This window comes from Kushneria halocnemicola, assembly GCF_965650455.1.
Lineage (GTDB): Bacteria > Pseudomonadota > Gammaproteobacteria > Pseudomonadales > Halomonadaceae > Kushneria.
The window spans coordinates 2,929,773-2,949,713 of the sequence record NZ_OZ287968.1 but is presented as its reverse complement, the minus strand read 5'-3'; the positions used below and the strand labels follow the sequence as shown (position 1 = coordinate 2,949,713).

At 63.1% G+C, this 19,941-nt stretch carries 20 protein-coding genes; 12 read left to right on the top strand and 8 right to left on the bottom strand.

What is annotated here, in order from left to right; genetic code table 11:
* Positions 1-35 precede the first annotated feature (35 nt).
* Positions 36-254 carry a PA3496 family putative envelope integrity protein gene (locus ACS92L_RS13375; protein ID WP_438765480.1) on the bottom strand — a complete coding sequence of 73 codons (219 nt, stop codon included), beginning with the start codon at positions 252-254 and terminating at the stop codon, positions 36-38.
* Positions 255-430: 176 nt separating this feature from the next.
* Here ACS92L_RS13375 and ACS92L_RS13370 point away from each other — a divergent pair, with 176 nt between their 5' ends.
* The 5 genes from ACS92L_RS13370 (at position 431) to ACS92L_RS13350 (ending at position 6,481) form a co-directional block, all read left to right on the top strand.
* Entirely contained in the window at positions 431-1,342 is a 912-nt protein-coding gene (locus tag ACS92L_RS13370) for an SIS domain-containing protein (protein WP_438765478.1), read from the top strand.
* A 114-nt stretch (positions 1,343-1,456) separates the two neighbouring features.
* The gene (gene uvrD / locus ACS92L_RS13365; protein WP_438765476.1) at positions 1,457-3,655 is read left to right on the top strand and encodes a DNA helicase II; all 2,199 of its coding nucleotides are present in this window, start codon (positions 1,457-1,459) and stop codon (positions 3,653-3,655) included.
* 130 nt (positions 3,656-3,785) lie between these two features.
* Positions 3,786-4,511 carry a phosphate signaling complex protein PhoU gene (gene phoU / locus ACS92L_RS13360; protein WP_438765474.1) on the top strand — a complete coding sequence of 242 codons (726 nt, stop codon included), beginning with the start codon at positions 3,786-3,788 and terminating at the stop codon, positions 4,509-4,511.
* Between the two features lie 97 nt (positions 4,512-4,608).
* Positions 4,609-5,337: a sulfate transporter CysZ gene (gene cysZ / locus ACS92L_RS13355; protein ID WP_438765472.1), complete on the top strand. Its 729-nt coding sequence runs from the start codon at positions 4,609-4,611 to the stop codon at positions 5,335-5,337.
* Positions 5,338-5,509: 172 nt separating this feature from the next.
* On the top strand, positions 5,510-6,481 hold the full coding sequence (locus ACS92L_RS13350) for an N-acetylmuramoyl-L-alanine amidase (protein ID WP_438765470.1): 972 nt from the start codon (positions 5,510-5,512) through the stop codon (positions 6,479-6,481).
* Here the strand turns inward: ACS92L_RS13350 and phoR are convergent.
* The 4 genes from phoR to ACS92L_RS13330 form a co-directional block, all read right to left on the bottom strand.
* Positions 6,475-7,809 carry a phosphate regulon sensor histidine kinase PhoR gene (gene phoR, locus ACS92L_RS13345; protein WP_438765468.1) on the bottom strand — a complete coding sequence of 445 codons (1,335 nt, stop codon included), beginning with the start codon at positions 7,807-7,809 and terminating at the stop codon, positions 6,475-6,477. The two genes, ACS92L_RS13350 and phoR, sit on opposite strands and share 7 nt — an antisense overlap.
* 5 nt (positions 7,810-7,814) lie before the next feature.
* The gene (phoB, locus tag ACS92L_RS13340) at positions 7,815-8,498 is read right to left on the bottom strand and encodes a phosphate regulon transcriptional regulator PhoB (RefSeq protein ID WP_438765466.1); all 684 of its coding nucleotides are present in this window, start codon (positions 8,496-8,498) and stop codon (positions 7,815-7,817) included.
* Positions 8,499-8,653: 155 nt separating this feature from the next.
* Positions 8,654-9,520, bottom strand: a complete 867-nt coding sequence (gene ubiA, locus ACS92L_RS13335) for a 4-hydroxybenzoate octaprenyltransferase (RefSeq protein ID WP_438765464.1) — start codon at positions 9,518-9,520, stop codon at positions 8,654-8,656.
* Positions 9,521-9,615: 95 nt separating this feature from the next.
* A complete protein-coding gene (locus tag ACS92L_RS13330; protein ID WP_438765462.1) occupies positions 9,616-10,137 on the bottom strand; it encodes a chorismate--pyruvate lyase family protein in 522 nt (173 codons plus the stop codon).
* 330 nt (positions 10,138-10,467) lie between these two features.
* Between ACS92L_RS13330 and ACS92L_RS13325 the strand changes: the two genes are divergently transcribed.
* Positions 10,468-10,743 (top strand): HU family DNA-binding protein, encoded by a 276-nt coding sequence (locus tag ACS92L_RS13325; RefSeq protein ID WP_115854154.1) that lies wholly within the window; start codon positions 10,468-10,470, stop codon positions 10,741-10,743.
* A 64-nt stretch (positions 10,744-10,807) separates the two neighbouring features.
* On the opposite strand, the gene trpA is transcribed toward ACS92L_RS13325, so the two are convergent.
* Together trpA and trpB are read right to left on the bottom strand one after the other, a co-directional pair.
* A complete protein-coding gene (gene trpA, locus ACS92L_RS13320) occupies positions 10,808-11,629 on the bottom strand; it encodes a tryptophan synthase subunit alpha (protein WP_438765460.1) in 822 nt (273 codons plus the stop codon).
* Positions 11,629-12,957 (bottom strand): tryptophan synthase subunit beta, encoded by a 1,329-nt coding sequence (trpB, locus tag ACS92L_RS13315; RefSeq protein ID WP_438765458.1) that lies wholly within the window; start codon positions 12,955-12,957, stop codon positions 11,629-11,631. The genes trpA and trpB overlap by 1 nt, the downstream gene beginning before the upstream one ends.
* A 143-nt stretch (positions 12,958-13,100) precedes the next feature.
* On the opposite strand from trpB, the gene ACS92L_RS13310 reads away from it, so the two are divergent.
* The 3 genes from ACS92L_RS13310 to ACS92L_RS13300 all read left to right on the top strand — a co-directional run bounded on the left by ACS92L_RS13310 (position 13,101) and on the right by ACS92L_RS13300 (position 15,563).
* A complete protein-coding gene (locus ACS92L_RS13310) occupies positions 13,101-14,000 on the top strand; it encodes a LysR family transcriptional regulator (RefSeq protein WP_438765455.1) in 900 nt (299 codons plus the stop codon).
* A gap of 93 nt (positions 14,001-14,093) precedes the next feature.
* On the top strand, positions 14,094-14,927 hold the full coding sequence (locus ACS92L_RS13305; protein WP_438765453.1) for a helix-turn-helix domain-containing protein: 834 nt from the start codon (positions 14,094-14,096) through the stop codon (positions 14,925-14,927).
* Positions 14,928-14,942: 15 nt separating this feature from the next.
* Positions 14,943-15,563: a LysE family translocator gene (locus ACS92L_RS13300; protein WP_438765451.1), complete on the top strand. Its 621-nt coding sequence runs from the start codon at positions 14,943-14,945 to the stop codon at positions 15,561-15,563.
* 24 nt (positions 15,564-15,587) lie between these two features.
* Here ACS92L_RS13300 and nanR read toward each other — a convergent pair whose 3' ends face one another.
* Positions 15,588-16,310, bottom strand: coding sequence for a transcriptional regulator NanR (gene nanR, locus ACS92L_RS13295; RefSeq protein WP_438768482.1), 723 nt, complete (start codon positions 16,308-16,310; stop codon positions 15,588-15,590).
* Between the two features lie 552 nt (positions 16,311-16,862).
* Between nanR and ACS92L_RS13290 the strand changes: the two genes are divergently transcribed.
* From ACS92L_RS13290 to ACS92L_RS13280, 3 genes are read left to right on the top strand one after another with little or no spacing between them, the layout of a single operon-like run.
* On the top strand, positions 16,863-18,218 hold the full coding sequence (locus ACS92L_RS13290) for an MFS transporter (protein ID WP_438765449.1): 1,356 nt from the start codon (positions 16,863-16,865) through the stop codon (positions 18,216-18,218).
* A gap of 18 nt (positions 18,219-18,236) precedes the next feature.
* Positions 18,237-19,037, top strand: coding sequence for a sugar phosphate isomerase/epimerase family protein (locus ACS92L_RS13285; protein WP_438765447.1), 801 nt, complete (start codon positions 18,237-18,239; stop codon positions 19,035-19,037).
* On the top strand, positions 19,030-19,902 hold the full coding sequence (locus ACS92L_RS13280; RefSeq protein ID WP_438765445.1) for a phosphogluconate dehydrogenase C-terminal domain-containing protein: 873 nt from the start codon (positions 19,030-19,032) through the stop codon (positions 19,900-19,902). The genes ACS92L_RS13285 and ACS92L_RS13280 overlap by 8 nt, the downstream gene beginning before the upstream one ends.
* Positions 19,903-19,941 lie beyond the last annotated feature (39 nt).

The window sequence follows — 19,941 nt, the reverse complement described above, 5'->3', positions numbered from 1 at the left end:
CCGGGCGCTGTTGTATCCACGCTCACCGTGCGGCGCTAGCCGAAGTGGCGCAGGCGTTCATCGTCCTCACTGAACTGGGTGGCAAGGCGTCGGGACTCAAAATGATCCTCGATGCCGCGGCGGGCCCTTAATGCACGCTCGGCGGCGCGCTGGCGGCGTTTCTCGGTCTCTTTGGCATCGAGATGCATGGCGATATCGAGAATTTCGTTGCGAACGGCATTGAGTCGGGATTGATCAGCAGTGTGTTTTTGCATGAACGATGCACCCTTCGACATTGAAATGGATCCGGGACATGACACTGTGTCGACGTGATCATCAACGTGATAGCCAGCGTCGATCAGTGCTCGCACTCAGCGTATGATAGTGCTGTTGACAATTTAATGACGTAGCGCAACAAAGGGCGTGCGTCAACCAGCACAGAGGATGCACCTTGAGCGTCACGCTTTTTGATGACCTTCGCGCCCGGCTGCCGGCCTTTCGCCGCTCCGAACAGAAGGTGGCCCGTTTTGTACTGCGCAATGCCGATGAAGTCATTCATTTGCCGCTGGCCGCGCTGGCTGCCCGGGTGGGGGTCAGCGAGCCCACGGTGATCCGGTTCTGCCGCGCCATCGACTGCACGGGCTATCAGGATTTCAAGCTCAAGCTGGCGCAGACACTGGCGACCGGCGAGCAGTTCTCCGAGTTCTCGATGAACGAAACCGACAGCGTGGCGGAGTTCTCCCGCGGGATCTTTGATTCCACCGTGGGCACGCTGCTGGGCGTGCGCGACCGGATCGATGCCACCAGCATGACCCGCGCCATCAATGCCCTGTCGGACGCCAGCCGGGTCGAGTTCTACGGCTACGGCGCCTCCGGGGCGGTGGCCATCGATGCCCAGCACAAGTTCTTTCGCCTGCGTATTTCAACGGCGGCCTACTCCGACCCGCACATGCAGCACATGTCGGCGGTGACGCTGGGCGAGCATGATGTGGTGGTGGCCATCTCCCAGACCGGGCGCTCCAGCTCGCTGCTCTCCAGCGTCGACATTGCCCTGTCCCACGGCGCCATGGTCATTGGATTGTGCCCGGCGGACTCGCCGCTGGCCGAGAAATGCACCATCGGACTTTACATCGACGTGTTCGAGGACAGCGAAGTCTATCGCCCCATGAGTTCGCGCATCGCGCACCTGGTGGTGATCGACATTCTCGCCGTGGGCGTGGCCAAGACCCGCGGCCCGCAGCTGGCCGAGCATCTGGTAGCGGTCAAGCGCAGCCTCGACCCGCTGCGCACGGCCCGCCCTGACCCCTTTGACCGGGCCCGTCAGGAAAGCGCTCGCACACGTGGTAAATCCGACGACAAATAGGCGCCGGGCGGCCTTGCAGGAGGGACCGCCGCTGGCGGATATGCTAGGGTAGAGACCTCTTTATGAACTCTTCTCTCAGGCCGTTTCCGGCCGATTTCCAGGGTATCTGATCTCATGGACGCCTCTGCGCTACTCGATTCGCTCAATTCCGATCAGCGCGACGCGGTCGGTGCCCCGCAGGGCAATATGCTGGTGCTGGCCGGTGCCGGCTCCGGCAAGACCCGGGTGCTGGTCCATCGCATTGCCTGGCTGATGGAGGTCGACGGCCTGTCGCCCTGGTCGATTCTGGCCGTGACCTTCACCAACAAGGCCGCCCGCGAGATGCGCTCAAGGCTCGAGACGCTGTTGAAGGTCTCGCCGCGCGGCATGTGGGTGGGCACCTTCCACTCCATCGCCCATCGACTGTTGCGCACTCACTGGCAGGATGCCGGGCTGCCCGAGCATTTTCAGATCATCGACAGCGATGATCAGCTGCGACTGGTCAAGCGCTTGCTGCGCGACCACGGCATCGATGACGAGCGCTACCCGCCCAAACAGGTGCAGTACTTCATCAGCGGCTGCAAGGAAGAGGGCATGCGTCCGGGCGATATCGACGCCCACGGCGATGCTTATATGCAGCAGATGATCGATCTCTACGAGCTTTATCATCTGGCCTGCGAACGCGGCGGTCTGGTCGATTTCGGCGAGCTTTTGCTGCGCGCGCTGGAGCTTTTGCGCGATAACGCCCACCTTTTGAAGCACTATCGCGAGCGCTTTCAGCATCTGCTGGTCGACGAGTTTCAGGACACCAACACACTGCAGTACGCTTGGCTCAAGCTGCTGGCCGGCGACCGCGCCTGTCTGACCGCCGTGGGAGATGACGACCAGTCCATCTACGGCTGGCGCGGGGCGAAGGTCGAAAACCTGGCGCGCTTTCGCGAGGAGTTCCACGACACGCGTCTGGTGCGCCTTGAGCGCAACTACCGCTCGACCAGTGCCATTCTGGAGGCGGCCAACGCGCTGATTCGCCACAACGCCGGGCGCATGGGCAAGGAGCTCTGGACCGATGTCGCCGAAGGCGAGCGCATCTCCCTTTACGGCGGCTTCAATGACCTGGACGAGGCGCGCTTCATCGTCGATACCATCGCCACTCAGGTGCGCGAGAAGGATCGTCCCCGCAAGGACATCGCCATTCTCTACCGCTCCAACGCCCAGTCCCGGGTGCTGGAAGAGGCGCTGATCCGCCAGGGCGTGCCCTATCGTATCTACGGCGGTCAGCGCTTTTACGAGCGCCTGGAGATCAAGAACGCACTGGCCTATCTGCGCCTGCTGGTCTCGCGGGATGACGATGCCTCGCTCGAGCGGGTGATCAACGTGCCGGCGCGCGGCATCGGCACCCGCAGCGTTGAGCTGCTGCGCGCCTATGCCCGCGATGAAGGCGTGTCACTGTGGCAGGCCTTGAACGATGCGCCGTCAAAGGGGCTTTTGAAGGGCCGGGCCGCTTCGAGCGTGACCACCTTCAGCAACCTGATCGACCGGCTCGACAACGACACCGCCGGGCTGACACTGCACGAGATGATCGATCACGTGATCATTCAGACCGGGCTGATCGAGCACCACCGTGCCGAAAAGGGCGAAAAGGGTCAGGCGCGGGTCGAAAACCTGGAGGAGCTGGTCAGCGCGGCGAAGGCGTACACCCAGGGCGATCCCTTCAGTCCGGTCAACGACGGCGACGATGACTCGCTGGGCACCTTTCTGGCCGAGGCGGCGCTCAACTCCGGTGACCACGAGGCCGACGAGTTCGAGGACGCCGTCCAGATGATGACCCTGCACTCGGCCAAGGGGCTGGAGTTTCCGGTGGTGTTCGTGGCGGGCATGGAAGAGGGGCTCTTTCCGCACAAGATGTCGCTGGAAGAGCCCGGGCGTCTCGAGGAGGAGCGAAGGCTCTGCTATGTCGGCGTGACGCGCGCGATGGAAAAGCTTTATCTCACTCATGCCGAATCGCGGCGGCTGCACGGCAAGGAGACCTTCCAGCGCCCGTCGCGCTTTCTGCGCGAGCTGCCGGAGAACCTGGTCGAGGAAGTTCGGCTGCGCGGGCAGATCTCGCGGCCGGTTACCTCAAGGGAATCCTCCCCCCGTCAGGAGCAGGTTGACGGCGGTGAGGCGCTGCCGAGCCTGTCGCTGGGTCAGCGGGTCAGCCATCCGGTGTTCGGTGAGGGCGTGGTGATCAACGCCGAGGGACAGGGCCAGCGCGCGCGGGTACAGGTCAGCTTCGAGGACGACGGTGACAAGTGGCTGGTGCTGGGCTTTGCCAAACTGGTGCCGCTGGGCTGACCACCGCCGTGTACGCCAATGGTCGAGGCGCGTGCGCGCGTTTGTGTCATTAAAGTGTCATTACCCTGGGCGATGCTTGTGCCAGCATGACGCTGCCAGGCAGCGCCCTTGATCCGTGAACGGAGTCACCATGGACATTACCAACGACCCCCACAGCCAGCACATTTCGCGTCAGTTCAATCAGGAGCTCGAGTCGCTCAAGACTCAGCTGCTGGCCATGGGGGGGCTGGTAGAGCGCCAGATCAATGAGGTCATCGCCGCCCTTCTGGAAGGCGACTTCGAGGCGGCCGAGCGGGTGCGCGACAACGACCGGGAAGTGAACAACTTCCAGCTCGAAATCGATGACGAATGCGCCCACATTCTTGCTCGGCGCCAGCCTGCCGCGTCGGATCTGCGTCTGGTGCTGGCCGTGACGCGTGCGACCTCCGATCTGGAGCGCATGGGCGATGAAGCCAACAAGATCGCCCGTCACGCCCTGAGCCTGATCGAGGAAGGGCTGACCAGCCGCGGCTTTACCGAAATTCGCCACATCAGCACCCGCGTGCGCGACATGGTGCGCAATGCGTTGACCGCCTTTGCCCGCATGGATGTGCCCATGGCCCGCGAGGTACTGGGCGAGGACGAGATCGTTGATCAGGACTATCAGACCGCCATGCGCTCGCTGGTCACCTTCATGATGGAAGACCCGCGTTCGATCAGCTCGGTGCTCAACGTCATGTGGATTCTGCGCTCGCTGGAGCGCATCGGCGATCATGCCGACAACCTGGCCGAATCCGTGATCTATCTGGTCGAGGGCGACGACATTCGCCACGCCAGCAGCGGCCAGCCCGCCAACGACAGCCCCACCGGGGCCTAAGCCGCCCGCCTCCCCTGCCCGGTTGCCATCTCTGCGATGGCGACCGGGTATGATAGTCTGCCTGCCCAACCCCTTTTGATGACTGGACAATCCTTCAATGGTGTATGCCGTCTCCGCGCTGGGGCGCGGGTTTTCCATGGTGCTCTCGCCGGGCCTGCGCCGCTACGTCGTGATTCCTTTGCTGGCCAATCTGGCCATCTACGCGGCGCTGTTTACCCTGGTAATTCAGCGCTTTTCCGGCTGGGTCAGCTACTGGATGGCCAGCGTGCCGGGCTGGCTCGAGTGGCTTGAATGGCTGATCTGGCCGCTGGTGGTGCTGTGTCTGATCATCGTGCTGGCCTTTACCTTTACCGTGGTGGCCAATCTGATCGCCTCGCCCTTTTATGGTTTTCTGGCCGACAACGTCGAAAGGCGCCTGTCCGGTCAGCAGGAGAGCATTGATAATCGCTCTCTGTGGCAACAGGGCATCGACAGCCTGAAGCGTGAATTTCAAAAGCTGGGCTGGATGGCACCCCGGGTGCTGCTGCTGCTGTTGATCGGGTTCGTTCCCGTGCTGCACGTGGTGGCGCCGCTGTGCTGGGCGCTGTTTTCCATCTGGAGCATGTCGATCCAGTATCTGGACTATCCGATGGACAACAACGGGGTGAGCTTTGGTGACATGAAAAAGCGTTTGAGCGCGCGCTGGTGGCCCACGCTGACCTTTGGCGGCGTGATCTCGGCTCTGATCTGGATTCCGATCGTCAATCTGCTGGTCATGCCGGCGGCGGTGGCCGCCGGCGTCATGATGTGGCGCCGTCACTATATGGCCCTGCCACCGCCGCGATAATCACGGCGCACCCTTCAATCACGCCGGCAGAGGTGAATAACACTGCCATGATGGCGTCTCATTGTTGTAACCTTGCGTAACCCATGGTGTGAGGCAGGCCTTTGTGCCTGCCTCGTAGCGCTTGTCGCATGGCGTCCCGGGTGTCCTGATTACCGTCGTGATGGAACACAACATGTCAAAATTTCCCCTGATCGGGCTGGCCGTGGCCCTGATGCTGGCCGGCTGTGCCGGTACGCCGGCAACGGCCCCGACGCCCATGGTTGATACCGACGCCATCGATCGCATCTTCAGCAACGTGCCGGTCATTGATGATGCCGCACCGCCCAGACGCTACAGCCCGGCGCAGGGTGCGGCCCTTGAGCGGCGCAGCGGCTATCGGGTGGATCGCTCGGTGGCCTCCGGAGGCCACAACCAGCGCATTCGCTTTCTGGTGCTGCACTACACCGGCGGTGACGATACGGCCGCTTTCAGGGCCCTGACCGGGGGCAGCGTCAGCGCCCACTATCTCGTCACCGCCGTCCCCGGTGAGTTCCAGAATCAGCCGGTGGTGATGCAGCTGGTGAATGAAGACCAGCGGGCCTGGCATGCCGGCGTGAGTGCCTGGGCCGATCGCGTCAATCTCAACGACACCTCCATCGGCATCGAAATCGTCAATCGCGGCCACTACAACTCGCCCGACGGGCTGGTCTGGGACCCTTATTCCCGCGCCCAGATCGAGCTGGTCACCGCGCTGACCCGCGATATCGTCAACCGCTATAATATCGCCCCGGAAAACGTGCTGGGCCACAGCGACATTGCGCCGGGGCGCAAGGTGGACCCGGGCCCGTTCTTTCCCTGGCAGCGCCTTCATGAGGCCGGCGTGGGCGCATGGCCGGAGCGCCATGTCGTGACGCGCTATCAGCGCGAGCTGAGCGCCTCGCCGCTGTCCATGGCGCAGCTGCAGCGCGGCCTCGGGGTCTGGGGCTATCCGGTGGCCGTGACCGGCACCCATGACGAGCCGACCCGCAAGGCGTTGGGGGCCTTTCAGATGCACTTCCGGCCGGCCGATACGCGCGGCAATGTCGATGTGGAAAGCCAGGCCATTTTGCTGGCGCTGATCGAGCGCTATCACGGCCTGGCCGACGTGCGCACCGTGCGTCAGTAGGACGGGTTGGTAGCCGCTGACGTATCGGCGGGCGCCGTTTGTGTTTCCATGCGAGAGGTGGGAAAGATGCAGCGAAAGCAGGCGCCTTCGCCGGGCTGGCTTTCGATATCGAGCCGGGCGTCATGGCGCAGCAGCACGTGCTTGACGATCGCCAGCCCCAGTCCCGTGCCGCCGCTGGCCACCGAACGACTCTTGTCGACCCGATAAAAGCGCTCGGTCAGCCGCGGCAGGTGTTCCGGAGAGATGCCGTCCCCGTCGTCGATGACTTCCACGGCGGCGCCGTCCTTGTCCCAGGCGCGGTAACAAACGGTGATGTGACAGCCCGGCGGTGTGTAGCGCACGGCGTTGTAGATCAGATTGGACAGCGCGCTTCGAAGCTCTTCGACATCGCCGAACAGACGCCGTGTCTCCTCGATTCGACAGCTGATCTCATGGCTGCCGGCAGAGAGCTCCTGGCCATCCTCGGCAATCTGCTCGCACAGCGCGGCCATATCGATCGAGCGCTCGTTGTGGTGACGCTCGCTGGTTTCCAGTCGCGACAGGGTCAACAGATCCTCGACCAGATGCTGCATGCGCACGGTCTGCTCCTGCATGCGGCTCAGCCCGCGACCGAACGATGCCGGCAGGGCGTCCTGATGGTCCTGCCATGTCTCGACGTAGCCGGTCAGCACCGTCAGCGGCGTGCGCAGTTCGTGGGAGACGTTGGCCACGAAATCGCGTCGGGTCTGTTCCAGGCGCTGCAGGCGGGTCACGTCGCGGATGATCAAAAGGCGCTCGTCATCACCAAAGCGGGTGATCTGACACGACAGCGTGCGCGCCTCGTTGGTAGGCGCGCCGATCGTGATCGGCTCGCTGTAGTCCATCTGGCGAAAGTAGCGGATAAAGGTGGGATCGCGCAGGTAGTTGGTCAGGTGATGGCCGCGGTCGTGGCGGTTGTCCAGCCCGACCAGGCGCTCGGCGGCGCTGTTCCACCAGTCCAGACAGCCGCGCGAATCGAGCATGACCACCCCTTCGCTCATCGACTCGGCCGACTCCTGGACGCGCTTTAATACCGAACGCAAGCGATTTTGCAGATGCTGCTGGCCCTTTTGATAGCGATAGAGCCGGTCGAACAGATCACCCCATACCCCTTCACCACCGGGCGGGCGCTGATCCACCGGCGCTTCCAGCCAGCGGTAGAGTCGTTTCAGGTGTCGCAGGGTAAAGGCGAGATGAATGCCCAGCCCCAGTGCGATCCCCCAGCCCGGATAGCCCAGCAGCGTGCCGAGAATGCCAAAGCACACGACCAGATAGGCCAGACGCCAGAGTTCATTGAGCCAGTAATGCATACAAACTACCGCGACGAGAAACGATAGCCGGTACCCCGTACGGTCTGCACCAGGTGCTGATGGGCGTCGCCCAGCACCTTGCGCAGCCGACGAATGTGCACATCGACCGTGCGCTCCTCGACATAGACGTTGCCCCCCCAGACCTGATCAAGCAGCTGGGTACGAGTATAGGCCCGCTCCTGGTGGGTCATGAAAAACTGCAAAAGGCGATATTCGGTCGGGCCGATCTCCAGCGCCCGGCCATCAACGCTGACGCGATGGCTGACCGGGTCGAGCAGCAGACCACCCACTTCGACCGTCTCCTCAACGCCGGCAGGGGTCGTGCGGCGCAGCACGGCCTTGAGCCGGGCGATCAGCTCGCGGGGCGAAAAGGGTTTGGTGATGTAGTCATCGGCACCGCTTTCCAGCCCCTGAACCTTGTTGTCTTCTTCGCTGCGCGCGGTCAAAAGCACGATGGGAATGTCGCGGGTGGTGGGTTCGCGCTTGAGCCGGCGGGCAAGATCGATCCCGCTGACGCCCGGCAGCATCCAGTCCAGTAAAATCAGGTCGGGGCGCTCATCGACGACCAGCTCATGGGCGGTTTTCGCATCCTCGGCCTCGAGAATACGAAAGTCCGCCATCTCGAGCGCCATGGCAATCATTTCGCGGATCGGCGCTTCGTCGTCGACGATTAAAACGGTTCTGGACATGAATGGCTTCCCCTGCCGGATAACGATGGCGACTGCCGTGACGATGGACACCGGGTGTTTCGTCATCGGCTCCGTCATGTGATCGTCATTCAAACGTCTTCATATGACAACTTTATGACAGCGCGGCCGGGTATGACACGTCCTGACGCCGGGTATTAGGCCTGCCAGGTCGCCAGGGCGATACCGGCAAAGAGCAAAATGCCCACCCAGTGGTTGTTCAAAAAGGCCTGAAAGCAGCCCTCGCGAGTGCGGGTGCGACACAGCCGCTGCTGATGGGCGAACACCACAGCGATGGCGACAAGGGCGGCCCAGTAAAAGCCGTCCAGGCCGGCCAGCTGACCGACGACCGCCAGCAGCAGCAGCATCAATACCTGCAGTGCGCCCTGAATGATCAGATCCATGCGGCCGAACAGTACGGCGGTCGACTTGATACCGATTTTCAGATCGTCGTCACGATCGACCATCGCATACCAGGTGTCATAAACCAGCGTCCAGACGATATTGGCAAAAAAGAGCCACCAGGCCACGGCCGGCACGTGGCCCTGCTCGGCGCCAAAGGCCATCGGGATGCTCCAGCCAAACGCCGCGCCCAGCACCACTTGGGGCAGATGGGTGTAGCGCTTCATGAAGGGGTAGCTGGCCGCCAGCAAGGCAGCGCCGAACGACAGCAGGATGGTAAAGACGTTGGTGAAACACACCAGCACGAAGGCGATCACCAGCAGGGCACCAAACAGGCTCAGCGCCTCGCGCTCGCTGATGCGACCGGTGGCCAGCGGTCGGTCATGGGTGCGTTTGACGTGGGCATCGAAGTGGCGGTCGGCGTAGTCGTTGATCACACACCCCGCCGCGCGCATGACATAGACCCCGAGGATGAAGATGATCAGATTGTGGCGCGAAGGCAGGCCGTCGCCGGCCAGCCACAGCGCGGCAAGCGTGGGCCACATCAAAAGCCAGGTGCCGATGGGACGATCGAGCCGGGTCAGGCGCAAAAAGTCGGGGAGGCGAGCGAGGGGCGACGGCATCGTCGGGGCTCCAGTCAGCGTAAAACCAGGGTTGTCAGCGTGAAAACACGAGTCTACCCGAAATGGGGGCGTGTCGAAGGGTCCATCCGTGCCCCCTATCGACGACGAAAGCGCTCGTGCACGAAATACTCCTGCACCAGCAGCGGCGGTCGGCCGGCGGCCAGGGTGAACAGCGACCGCCGTCCCCACATCGCCGGCAACGAGAGAAAACCGGGGGCGGCGTGGCGCATCTCGAGCCTTGAGCGCCTGACGATGGCCTTCTGCGGTGCACGCGCGCTTCTGGCAAAGAGCTGATGGCCCAGCGCCCGGGTGCCCAGTCGAGCCATCCAGGGCGGGCAGGCCTCAAGCGCCATGACCGAGCGCGCCGCCACCAGCACTTCCCCATTGGCCTCAAGGGTGACTTCGCGTCGCCATACCCGCTGCCCGGCCGGCAGACCCAGCGCGGCCAGCTCATCGCGACGCGCGCGTCCGGCCCCCTGATGGTGCACGGACACCGTCACGGGCGCCGCCACCAGCCGTGACAGACGGGCGGTAAGCGAATCCCGCGAGCCGATCAGGGTCCTGAGCGGGTCATCCAGGTACACACCGGCCAGTGTGACCGGCTGCCAGCGCGGCAATAAGGGGGGACACCGGTGAAAATCGGGCATGAACGAAATATCCGCAAAGAGGGCCAAAGGGTATCTTTTTGTACCCGGAGGGTAAAAATATCATCCATTAGGGGTGATAAAGGCCACAAAGTGCCATTTTGTGCAGTTTTGGCTGGCGTGAAGCAGGGCGGCGTTGCTAGTCTAGGCCCGTCGAACAGTGTTCGCCCTGCAAGGTCGGCCTCATGGCGCTGGTGCAGGGCAGTGAGCGACCCTTCGCGCACCCCCTTGCAGTGTGCGAATTCGATATAACAATGGGCGGCACCAAAAAATCGCCATGTTATTGCCCAACCAGGAGGCGTTATGCGCAAACCAGAACTCGCCGCGGCCATTGCCGAGCAGGCGGATCTTTCAAAGGACAAGGCAGGCCAGGTACTCAACGTCGTACTCGACGAGATTACCCGCAGTGTGGCCAAGGGCGAAGATGTCACCCTGATCGGGTTTGGCACCTTCACCGTACGCGAGCGTGCCGCGCGTACCGGCAAGAACCCGCAGACCGGCAAGGAAATCCAGATTCCTGCCAGCAAGAACGTGGCGTTCAAGGCTGGCAAGGGTCTCAAGGACGCTGTCTCCAAGTAATCCTTGTTGAAAGGATCACAGCGTTGATATCACCGGCTGCCCCAGGGCAGCCGGTGTTGTTTTGTCAGGCCGTTACCTTTCGCGCGCGCCTGACGCCCTCGGAGAGTTCGCGCACCAGGGCGTGCACGTCCCGGGTACCGGCGTCCACGCTGTCGGCGTGCTCGATGCACTGGATCAGCGCCGAGCCCACTACCACAGCATCGGCAAAACGTCCGATGGCGGCGGCCTGCTCGGCACTTCGAATGCCAAAGCCCACCGCAATCGGCAGTTCGGTATGGGCGCGAATGCGCGTGATCGAGCGCTCGACGCTTTCCGGGGTGGGCGCGGCAGCGCCCGTGACGCCGGCCACCGAGACGTAGTAGATAAAGCCCGAGGTGTTTTCCAGCACTCGCGGCAGGCGCTTGTCATCGGTAGTGGGTGTGGCCAGACGAATGAAGTCGATGCCGGCGCGCGCTGCCGGCAGGCACAGTTCACTGTCATGCTCCGGCGGCAGATCCACCACGATCAGCCCGTCGATGCCCGCCTCACCGGCATCCTTCAAGAAGGCCTCGACGCCGTAGCGATAGATGGGGTTGTAGTAGCCCATCAGCACGATCGGCGTGTCCTGATCCTCGCGGCGAAACTCGCGCACCATCTCCAGCGTTTTGTGCTGGGTGTGCTCGCCTTTCAGCGCGCGCAGGGCAGCCTTCTGGATGGCCGGGCCATCGGCCATCGGGTCGGTAAACGGCATGCCCAGCTCGATGATGTCGGCACCGGCCTCGGGCAGCCCCTTGAGGGTGTCGAGCGAGGCCTGATAGTTGGGGTCACCGGCCATGGTAAAGGTGACCAGCGCCGCACGGTCCTGTGCCTTGAGCGCCTCGAGGCGGCGGGTAATACGTGTGGCCATTATTCGGTCTCCCCGGTTTTCTTTGCCACGTCATGCGGCGGCTGCATGTCATCGATTCGGCCGGGCTCGGCGGCTTCCACCGTGGTGTCCGGCAGTTTCTCGGTGTCGCCGTGCGCCTCGAGCCAGTTGGCAACGCTTGCCATGTCCTTGTCGCCGCGTCCGCTCATGTTGAGCACGATCAGGTGATCACTCGGCAGGTCAGGGGCAATCTTTCTCAGATGCGCCAGCGAGTGCGCCGATTCCAGCGCCGGGATGATGCCCTCCAGCTCACAGCACAGCTTGAACGCCTGAATCGCCTCGTAATCGGTAATCGAGACGTATTCGACGCGTTTCTGGGTGTGCAGCCAGGCGTGTTCGGGGCCAATGCCCGGATAGTCCAGACCCGCCGAGACCGAATGCGCATCGGTGATCTGACCGTCGACGCTTTGCAGCAAAAAGGTACGATTGCCGTGCAGCACGCCCGGCTCGCCGCCGTTGAGACTGGCGGCGTGTTCGCCGGTCTCGATGCCGTGGCCGGCCGCTTCCACGCCGATCATGTGAACGCTTTCGTCATCGAGCATCGGGTGAAACAGCCCCATGGCGTTGGAACCACCGCCGATGCAGGCCATCAGCGTGTCCGGCAGGCGCCCTTCCTTGTCCAGAATCTGCTCGCGGGTTTCACGGCCAATCACCGACTGGAAGTCGCGCACCATGGCCGGATAGGGGTGCGGGCCGGCGACCGTGCCGATCAGGTAGAAGGTAGAGTCGACGTTGGTGACCCAGTCGCGCAGCGCCTCGTTCATGGCGTCCTTGAGGGTGCCGGTGCCGGACTCGACCGGAATCACCTCGGCGCCCAGAAGCTTCATGCGAAAGACGTTGGGCTGCTGACGCTCGATGTCGGTAGCCCCCATGTAGATCACGCACTCCATGCCAAAGCGCGCCGCCACCGTGGCGGTGGCCACGCCGTGCATGCCCGCGCCGGTTTCGGCGATGATGCGCTTTTTGCCCATCTTGCGGGCCAAAAGGATCTGGCCGATGCAGTTGTTGATCTTGTGCGCGCCGGTGTGATTGAGATCCTCGCGCTTGAAGTAGATCTTCGCCCCGCCCAGATGCTCGGTCAGGCGCTCGGCGTAATACAGCGGCGTGGCGCGGCCGATGTAGTCGCGCTGATAGCCTTCAAGCTCCTGGCGAAAGGCCTCGTCGGTACGCGACCACTCCCAGGCCTCTTCCAGCTCGAGAATCAGGGGCATCAGGGTTTCGGCGACAAAGCGGCCGCCGAAATCGCCATAGAAGCCGTCGGCGTTGGGCCCCTGTGAGTAAAGCGTTCTGGATGCGGTGGAAGATGACATGGAAATCTCTCCGTCGGTCATGAAAGCAAAGGCTCATGAATGGGTATCGATGCGACGATCGACAATGTCTCTATCGTGACAGCTCGGGCCGCGGTATAACATCGATAAATCAGCCACCATTGTTGAGAAAAACTCACATCACCATGCCAGATTCACTACCCCCGCTCAACGCTCTCAAAGCCTTTGAAGCCGCCGCTCGTCTGGGAAGCGTCACGCTGGCAGCCGGGGAGCTGAGCGTGACCCACGGCGCCGTCAGCCGCCAGATCCGTGCGCTGGAAGCACATTTTGACACGCGCCTTTTTGAGCGCGCCGGCCGCGGGCTGGTGCTGACCCATCACGGCCGCCAGCTCCAGTCGGGCGTTGGCGAGGCCTTTACCGGCCTGCGCGCGAGCTGTCGCGCCCTGAACCGCGAGATCGAGGATGCGCCCTTTACGCTGGCCTGCCCGGGGAGCCTTTTGGCGCGCTGGCTGATCCCGCGGCTGGACCGGTTGCATCGCGAGCTGCCCGGACTCAGGCTCAACGTACTGGCAAGCGAGGGCGAGCCCGACCCGCGGCGCGGTGACATCAGCGCGGCGCTGGCCTTTATCGCCCCACCCTGGCCCTCTGATATGGAGGTGATCGAGATCGCCCCCGAAACCATCGCCGCGGTGGCCGCCCCCGATATTGCCCAGCGACTGAGACAGCGACCGTTTAAGGCACTTCTTGATGAAACGATTCTGGACACCGCCTCGCGCCCCCAGGCCTGGCCGCAGTGGGCGCAGGCCTGCGGCCTCGACCAGGAGTCGCTGGCCCGCGCCCGCCGGTCCGGTCAGAGTTTCGAGCATCTTTATTATCTGCTGGAGGCGGCCCTGGCCGGGCTGGGCGTGGCCATCGCCCCGCGGCTGGTCATCGAGGGTGATCTGAAAAGCGGTCGGCTGGTGGCCCCCTGGGGCTTTATCGACACCGAGGCCCGCCTTTGCCTGCTGCTGGCCCGTGGCACCCCGCGCCAGAGCGGCGAGCAGCTGGCGGCGTGGCTGCGCCATGAGGTGATGACCCGGGCGTGACGTGATTGAGCAATAACGTTCAAGCCACGGGCGGTCGACACCCCTTAAGCTCCGGGGCTGATGCTTTGAGACTGGCGCTTCGGGAGAGCCCTCATGAGCCGCGCGTTCGAATTTCAGTTTGCCAGCAGTCAACATGTCCCGACCCTCAAGGTGCTTCGGGCCTCGATTGATGATTTTCGCTACGACCGCCACGCGCATACGGAGTACGCCTTTGGCGTGACGCTGGCCGGCCGGCAGGATTTTTTCAGCGCCGGGGCCTATCACCGCAACCCGCCGGGCAGCGTCATCTTCTTCAACCCCGAGCAGCCCCATGACGGCGAGTCCGGCGGTGAACAGCAGTTGGACTACGTCATGGCCTATATCGCGCCCGAGGCGCTGGCACCGCTGTTTGCCGAGGCCGCCGGCGATGCGCGTGCCGGCAGGCTGATCAGCCCCCGAACCCTGATTACGGACGGCGTTTTACGCGACGCCATCGTGGCGCTGTCGCGTCTGGTCAGTCGAGGCATCGGCAGCCGGATCGATCAGGAGCATCTACTCCAGCAGATCGCCGCGCGAATGGTGCAGCTCGCCGGACGCTATCAGTCCCTGCGATCGGTGGGTACACGTCCCGATGCGCTGTTGATGCGCGCCTGTGACTACATTCGCGCCCATCTCGATCAGGAGCTGTCGCTCGAGCGCATCAGCGCCGCCGCGCATCTGTCCCGCTATCACTTTCTGCGCCTTTTCCGGGCGCAGTTCGGCATGACCCCGCACCAGTACGTCATCAGCTGTCGCATCGATGCCGCGCGCGGGGCGCTGGAGGCCGGCGCCACGCCCGGTGAGGTGGCACTGCGCTATGGCTTTGCCGATCACAGCCACTTCAATCGCCGCTTCAAGCGCATCCACGGCCTTACGCCCTTTCAATACCAGCGCTGTCTGGCGCACTGACCCGGAACGACCCTCATGCTTGCGATCATTATCTATGCCCTGGGCATCATGTATTCGCCCGGGCCCGTGAACCTGCTCGGTCTTAACATGGGGCTGCACGGTCAGGGGCGGCGCTCGTTCGGGTTCTGTCTGGGGGTGGGACTGGCCATGCTGGTCCTGTTTCTGCTGTTCGGGCTCGCCGGCGCGGCCTGGGTGCAGCCGAACGTGCTGGCGCTTTTCGGAGCGCTGGGGTGCGGCTATATCCTCTATCTTGCCGTTAAAATCGCCCGCGCCAGCGTTGATCCGGCCTCGCTGAATCAAACGCCGCGCATGCTGCACTTTCGCGATGGTCTGATCATGCAGCTGGGCAACCCCAAGGGCGTGATTGCTACGCTACCGATCGCCACCCTGCAGTTCCCGGCGGCAGGCATCCATGGCGGGCTGTTGATTGTCTGGTCGCTCGGCCTGGCGGCGCTGGCCGTGGGCGCCCCGGGCAGCTACGCCCTGCTCGGCACGCTCCTCGGCCGGCGGCTGGAGAGTGCCCGCCTGTTCAGAGGCATCAATCTGGTGATGGCGACGCTGCTGGTCGGCGTGGCGCTGTCCATGGGGTGGGAGCATGTCTGGACACCGCTGATGGCGTCGTTCGGCCGCGCGTGAGCGGCGGCGCGGCAAAGGGCCGGGCTACGCTGGCGTTTCGCCGCGCTGTCGATACAGCTCGCTGGCGCGGGTCAGGTGGTTGCCCATTGCGCGGGCAGCACCCTCGACGTCATGTCTTGAGAGATAATGAACGATCTCCCGATGCTCTCTGAGGGTGACATCCTCGGCGCCCTGAAAGCTGATGATCGCGACGTGATAGTCCTTGAGCCAGTGCAGCATGCCCCGGGCGGTGGCCGCGAAGATGGGGTTGCCGGTCATGTCGGCAATCGCATGATGAAAGGCCATGTCGCACTCGATAAAGGCAGCCCCGGTGGGCTGGCCTGCCATCTCGTCAATCAACGACTCGAGATGCGCAATGTCTTCGGGCGTCACGCGGGCCGCCGCCATGCGCACCATGCCGGTTTCAAAAAACAGTCGCGCCTGAATGAGATGATCGACGTTGTCCTCGGAGCCCGACAGCAGCAGTCGCGCGGTGGTATCAAACTGATCGATCATCGAGGTGACGCTGAACTCGCTCACACGCGCCCGCTCACCGTGAGAAATGGTAATCAGGCCTCTTGAGGCTAGACTCTGCATCGCCTCGCGAACGGCCGGCCGACCCACGCCGAAGCGATTCATCAGCTCGCGTTCGGGCGGCAGCTGATCACCCGGGCGCAGCGCGCCGCTGCGGATCTCTTCGAGCAGTCGGTCGAGGACTTCGTCAGATAGCTTGCGCCGGCGAATCGGCTCATTGGCGGTCGGGAACATCACGGTGCTTTCCTTGTATCGAACACGTCATCATGACCAGCGCGCTGTCGTCATGACCGCATGACGGACAGCCGCGTCCACCAGGGCCTGTAGATTGTCATTGTCCCTGCCCGGAGTATCGGCTTCAACGCCTGCGCTGACATTCGCTTGAGTATGGCTGACAGGGCATTACGCCTTCCTGAAGGATCGTTCGGAGCGCCGATGGCATGCCCTTCGTGGTGACCAGAGCGGGTGATTTTACCAGGGTCATCATACCAATGATCGAACATTGGCCTGTTTTTTCGCCTGTCATGTATGCCAGGGGAGCTGCCATGACGCATGTCTTTCCCCTCTCGATCGCCCGCCGTGCCCTTTTATAGACCCTGAACACCCCATGGTGATGTAGGAACGCGTATATGTCTGCGACCTGAGTCGTATTGCGTCAGTGGTATGATGAGATGATGATCACTCCCGCCTGGCCAGGCCTTCATGAAGTTGATCGCAGCTGCGAAGGACTTTTGCCCATCCATGCCGGTGAACTGCCGTTGAGACGGCAGCGGGAGTGAAGTGATCATGTCTCACGCGCCCAGCGACGATGTCGCGGCGTCTGCCATCCGCAAGGTGGCGATCCGCCTGGTGCCCTTCGTGGCGCTGATGTTTTTCATCAATTATCTCGACCGCACGGCCATTTCATTTGCCGCGCCCAACGGCATGAACAGCGATCTGGCCCTGAGTGCGGCGCAGTTCGGTTTTGCCTCCGGCATTTTCTTTCTGGGCTATATCCTGCTCGAAGTGCCCAGCAACATGGCCCTGCATCGCTTTGGCGCGCGCAAGTGGCTGGCCCGCATCATGGTGAGCTGGGGCGTGGTGGCCCTGCTCTTTACGTGGGTGGACAGCGCCGTTGAGCTCTACGCCCTGCGCTTTGCCCTGGGTGTGGCCGAAGCCGGCTTCTTTCCCGGTGCGATTCTCTTTTTAAGCCTGTGGGTACCGGCGCGCTATCGCAGCCGCATCCTGGCGCTTTTCTATCTGGCCCAGCCGCTCACCACCGTTCTCGGCGCGCCGCTGGCGGCCTCACTTATTCAGCATGACGGGATGTTTTTCGGCCTGGCGGGCTGGCGCTTCATGTTCTTTGGCGTGGCCATTCCGGCGATCGTCATGGGCATCGTTGCCTGGTTTTACCTGGTGGACCGCCCGGCCGATGCAAAATGGCTGACCGAGGCGGAAAAGCGCTGGCTGACCGATGAGCTTGAGCGCGAATCCCGTGAAAAAAGTGGTAATGATCACGGCCGTCACGGCCTGAAGGTCGCCTTTACCAATGGCCGGGTCTGGACGCTGGCGCTGATCTATTTCGGCTTCATCTACGGGCTTTATGCGCTGGCCTTTTTCCTGCCCAGCATCATCGGCGGCTTTGAGGCGCAGTTCGGCACCCATTTTGACCTGATGCAAAAGGGTCTGATTACCGCCATCCCCTATCTGCCGGCCGCGATTGTGCTCTATTTCTGGTCGCGTGATGCCACCCGACGCGGCGTGCGCACCTGGCATGTGGCCCTGCCCGCCTTTACCGGGGCGGTGAGCGTGCCGCTGGCGCTTTACATGAATTCCCCGGCAGCCACGGTCGCCGTGATTACCATAACGGCCTGCTCGATCTTTGCTGCCCTGCCCAACTTCTGGACCCTGCCGACCCGGTTTCTGGATGGCGCAGCGGCCGCCGCCGGTGTGGCGCTGATCAATACGATCGGCAACATGGCCGGTTTCTCGTCGAGCTATGTCACCGGCGCCCTGCATGACCTGACCGGCAGCTACACCGTGCCGATGTTCGTGGTCGGTGGTCTGATGCTGATGTCAGGCGTTTTTATGGTCGCGATCAGTCGCGCGCCCCGACCCGGCGGCGGCACCCACCTGTCTCACGCGGGCGCCCACGCCCACTGAGCCCTTTCAGGAGCCATCATGGCCATTGGATTGAGTACCTACGTTTTTTTCTGGCGCGGCTCACAGCAGGTCGAAACGCCCATGACGCTGGAGGCAATGCTGGAAGAGACGGCCGAGCTGGGCGGTGAGGTCTTCCAGATCTGCGATTACCCGGCCATCGAGACCTTCGACGAGGCGCGGCTGACGGCGCTGCGCGATCGGGCGCGCTCGCTGGGTGTTGTGCTGGAGCTGGGCACCCGCGGGACCGACCCCGAGCATCTAAAGCGCTATCTGGCGCTGGCCCATGTGCTGGGCGTGCGCCTGATCCGCAGCATGCTCTACAGCGGGGATGATCGCCCCACGCCTGAACAGGCTATCCAGCGACTCGAGCAGATCCTGCCGGCGCTAAAAGCGCAGCAGGTCACGCTGGCGCTGGAAACCTACGAGCAGGTCAGCGTCGAGACCCTGATGCAGGTGATCGAGACGCTCGACGATGACCACATCGGTGTGTGCCTGGACCCGGGCAACTGCGTGGCCGCCCTTGAGCTCCCCGAAACGGTCATCGCACGCACGGCCGGCCGGGTGGTCAATCTGCACATCAAGGATTTTGCCTTCTCCCGCGCGCCGGGCTGGGTCGGCTTTCAGCTGACCGGCTGCCCGCTGGGCGAGGGGCTTTTGCCGCTTGAAAAGATGCTTGAGGCCGTCACTCCCGAGGCGCGCGGCATCAACGCAATCCTCGAACACTGGCTGCCCTGGCAACGAGACGAAGCAACGACCTGCGCGATGGAAGCGCAGTGGACCCGCCACAACCTAGATTTTTTAAGGAGTCATCATGGATAACGTTTATCAGCACATCGCTCTGGTGGGTGCCGGCGGCAAGATGGGTATGCGCATCTCGGCCAATCTCGAGGCCAGCGAAAGCCACGTCTACTACTGCGAAAACGCCCCCGCCGCGCAGGAGACAATGCGTGAGCTCGGGCGCGAGGTCAGCGATATCGAGCAGGTCATCGCGCAGTGTGATCTGGTGATTCTGGCCGTGCCGGACATCGTGCTGGGCAAGGTCTCCGAGCAGCTGGTGCCGCGCATGAAAACCGGTGCCACGGTGCTCACGCTCGACCCGGCGGCGGCGTATGCCAACCTGCTGCATCAGCGTGACGAGATTCACTACGCCGTTGCCCACCCCTGCCATCCGTCGGTGTTTCTGGAGCGTCGCAGCGACGAGGAGTGGGCCGACGCCTTTGGCGGCAGCGCCGCTGCGCAGTCGGTGGCCGCCGCCTTCGAGCAGGGCAGCGAAGCAGAGCGGGCCTCGCTTGAGACGGTCATCTGTCAGATGTACGGCCCGGTCGATAAAGTGCACTGGATGACCGTCACACAGCTGGCCTATCTCGAACCGACGCTGGTCGAGACCGTGGCCTGCATGGTGGGCACCTTCATGAAGGAAGCGCTCGACGAGACCGTGGCGCGCACCGGGGTGTCGCAGGAAGCCGCCGAGGCGATGCTCTACGGCCATATCCAGATTGCACTCGCCGTGGCGTTTCGCAGCACCAACCCGTTCTCGGATGCCTGCATGATCGCCATCGACTACGGCCGTGAAAACATCCTCAAGGACGACTGGAAAAAGATCTTTGAGCAGGAGGAGCTCGACAAGGTCATCGCGCGGATGCTCAAGATCGATCAGGTGCGTCGCGACCCGCAGCTGTCCTGAGCACCCGGTCGCCGGATCAGGGCATTCGTGCCCTGCCCC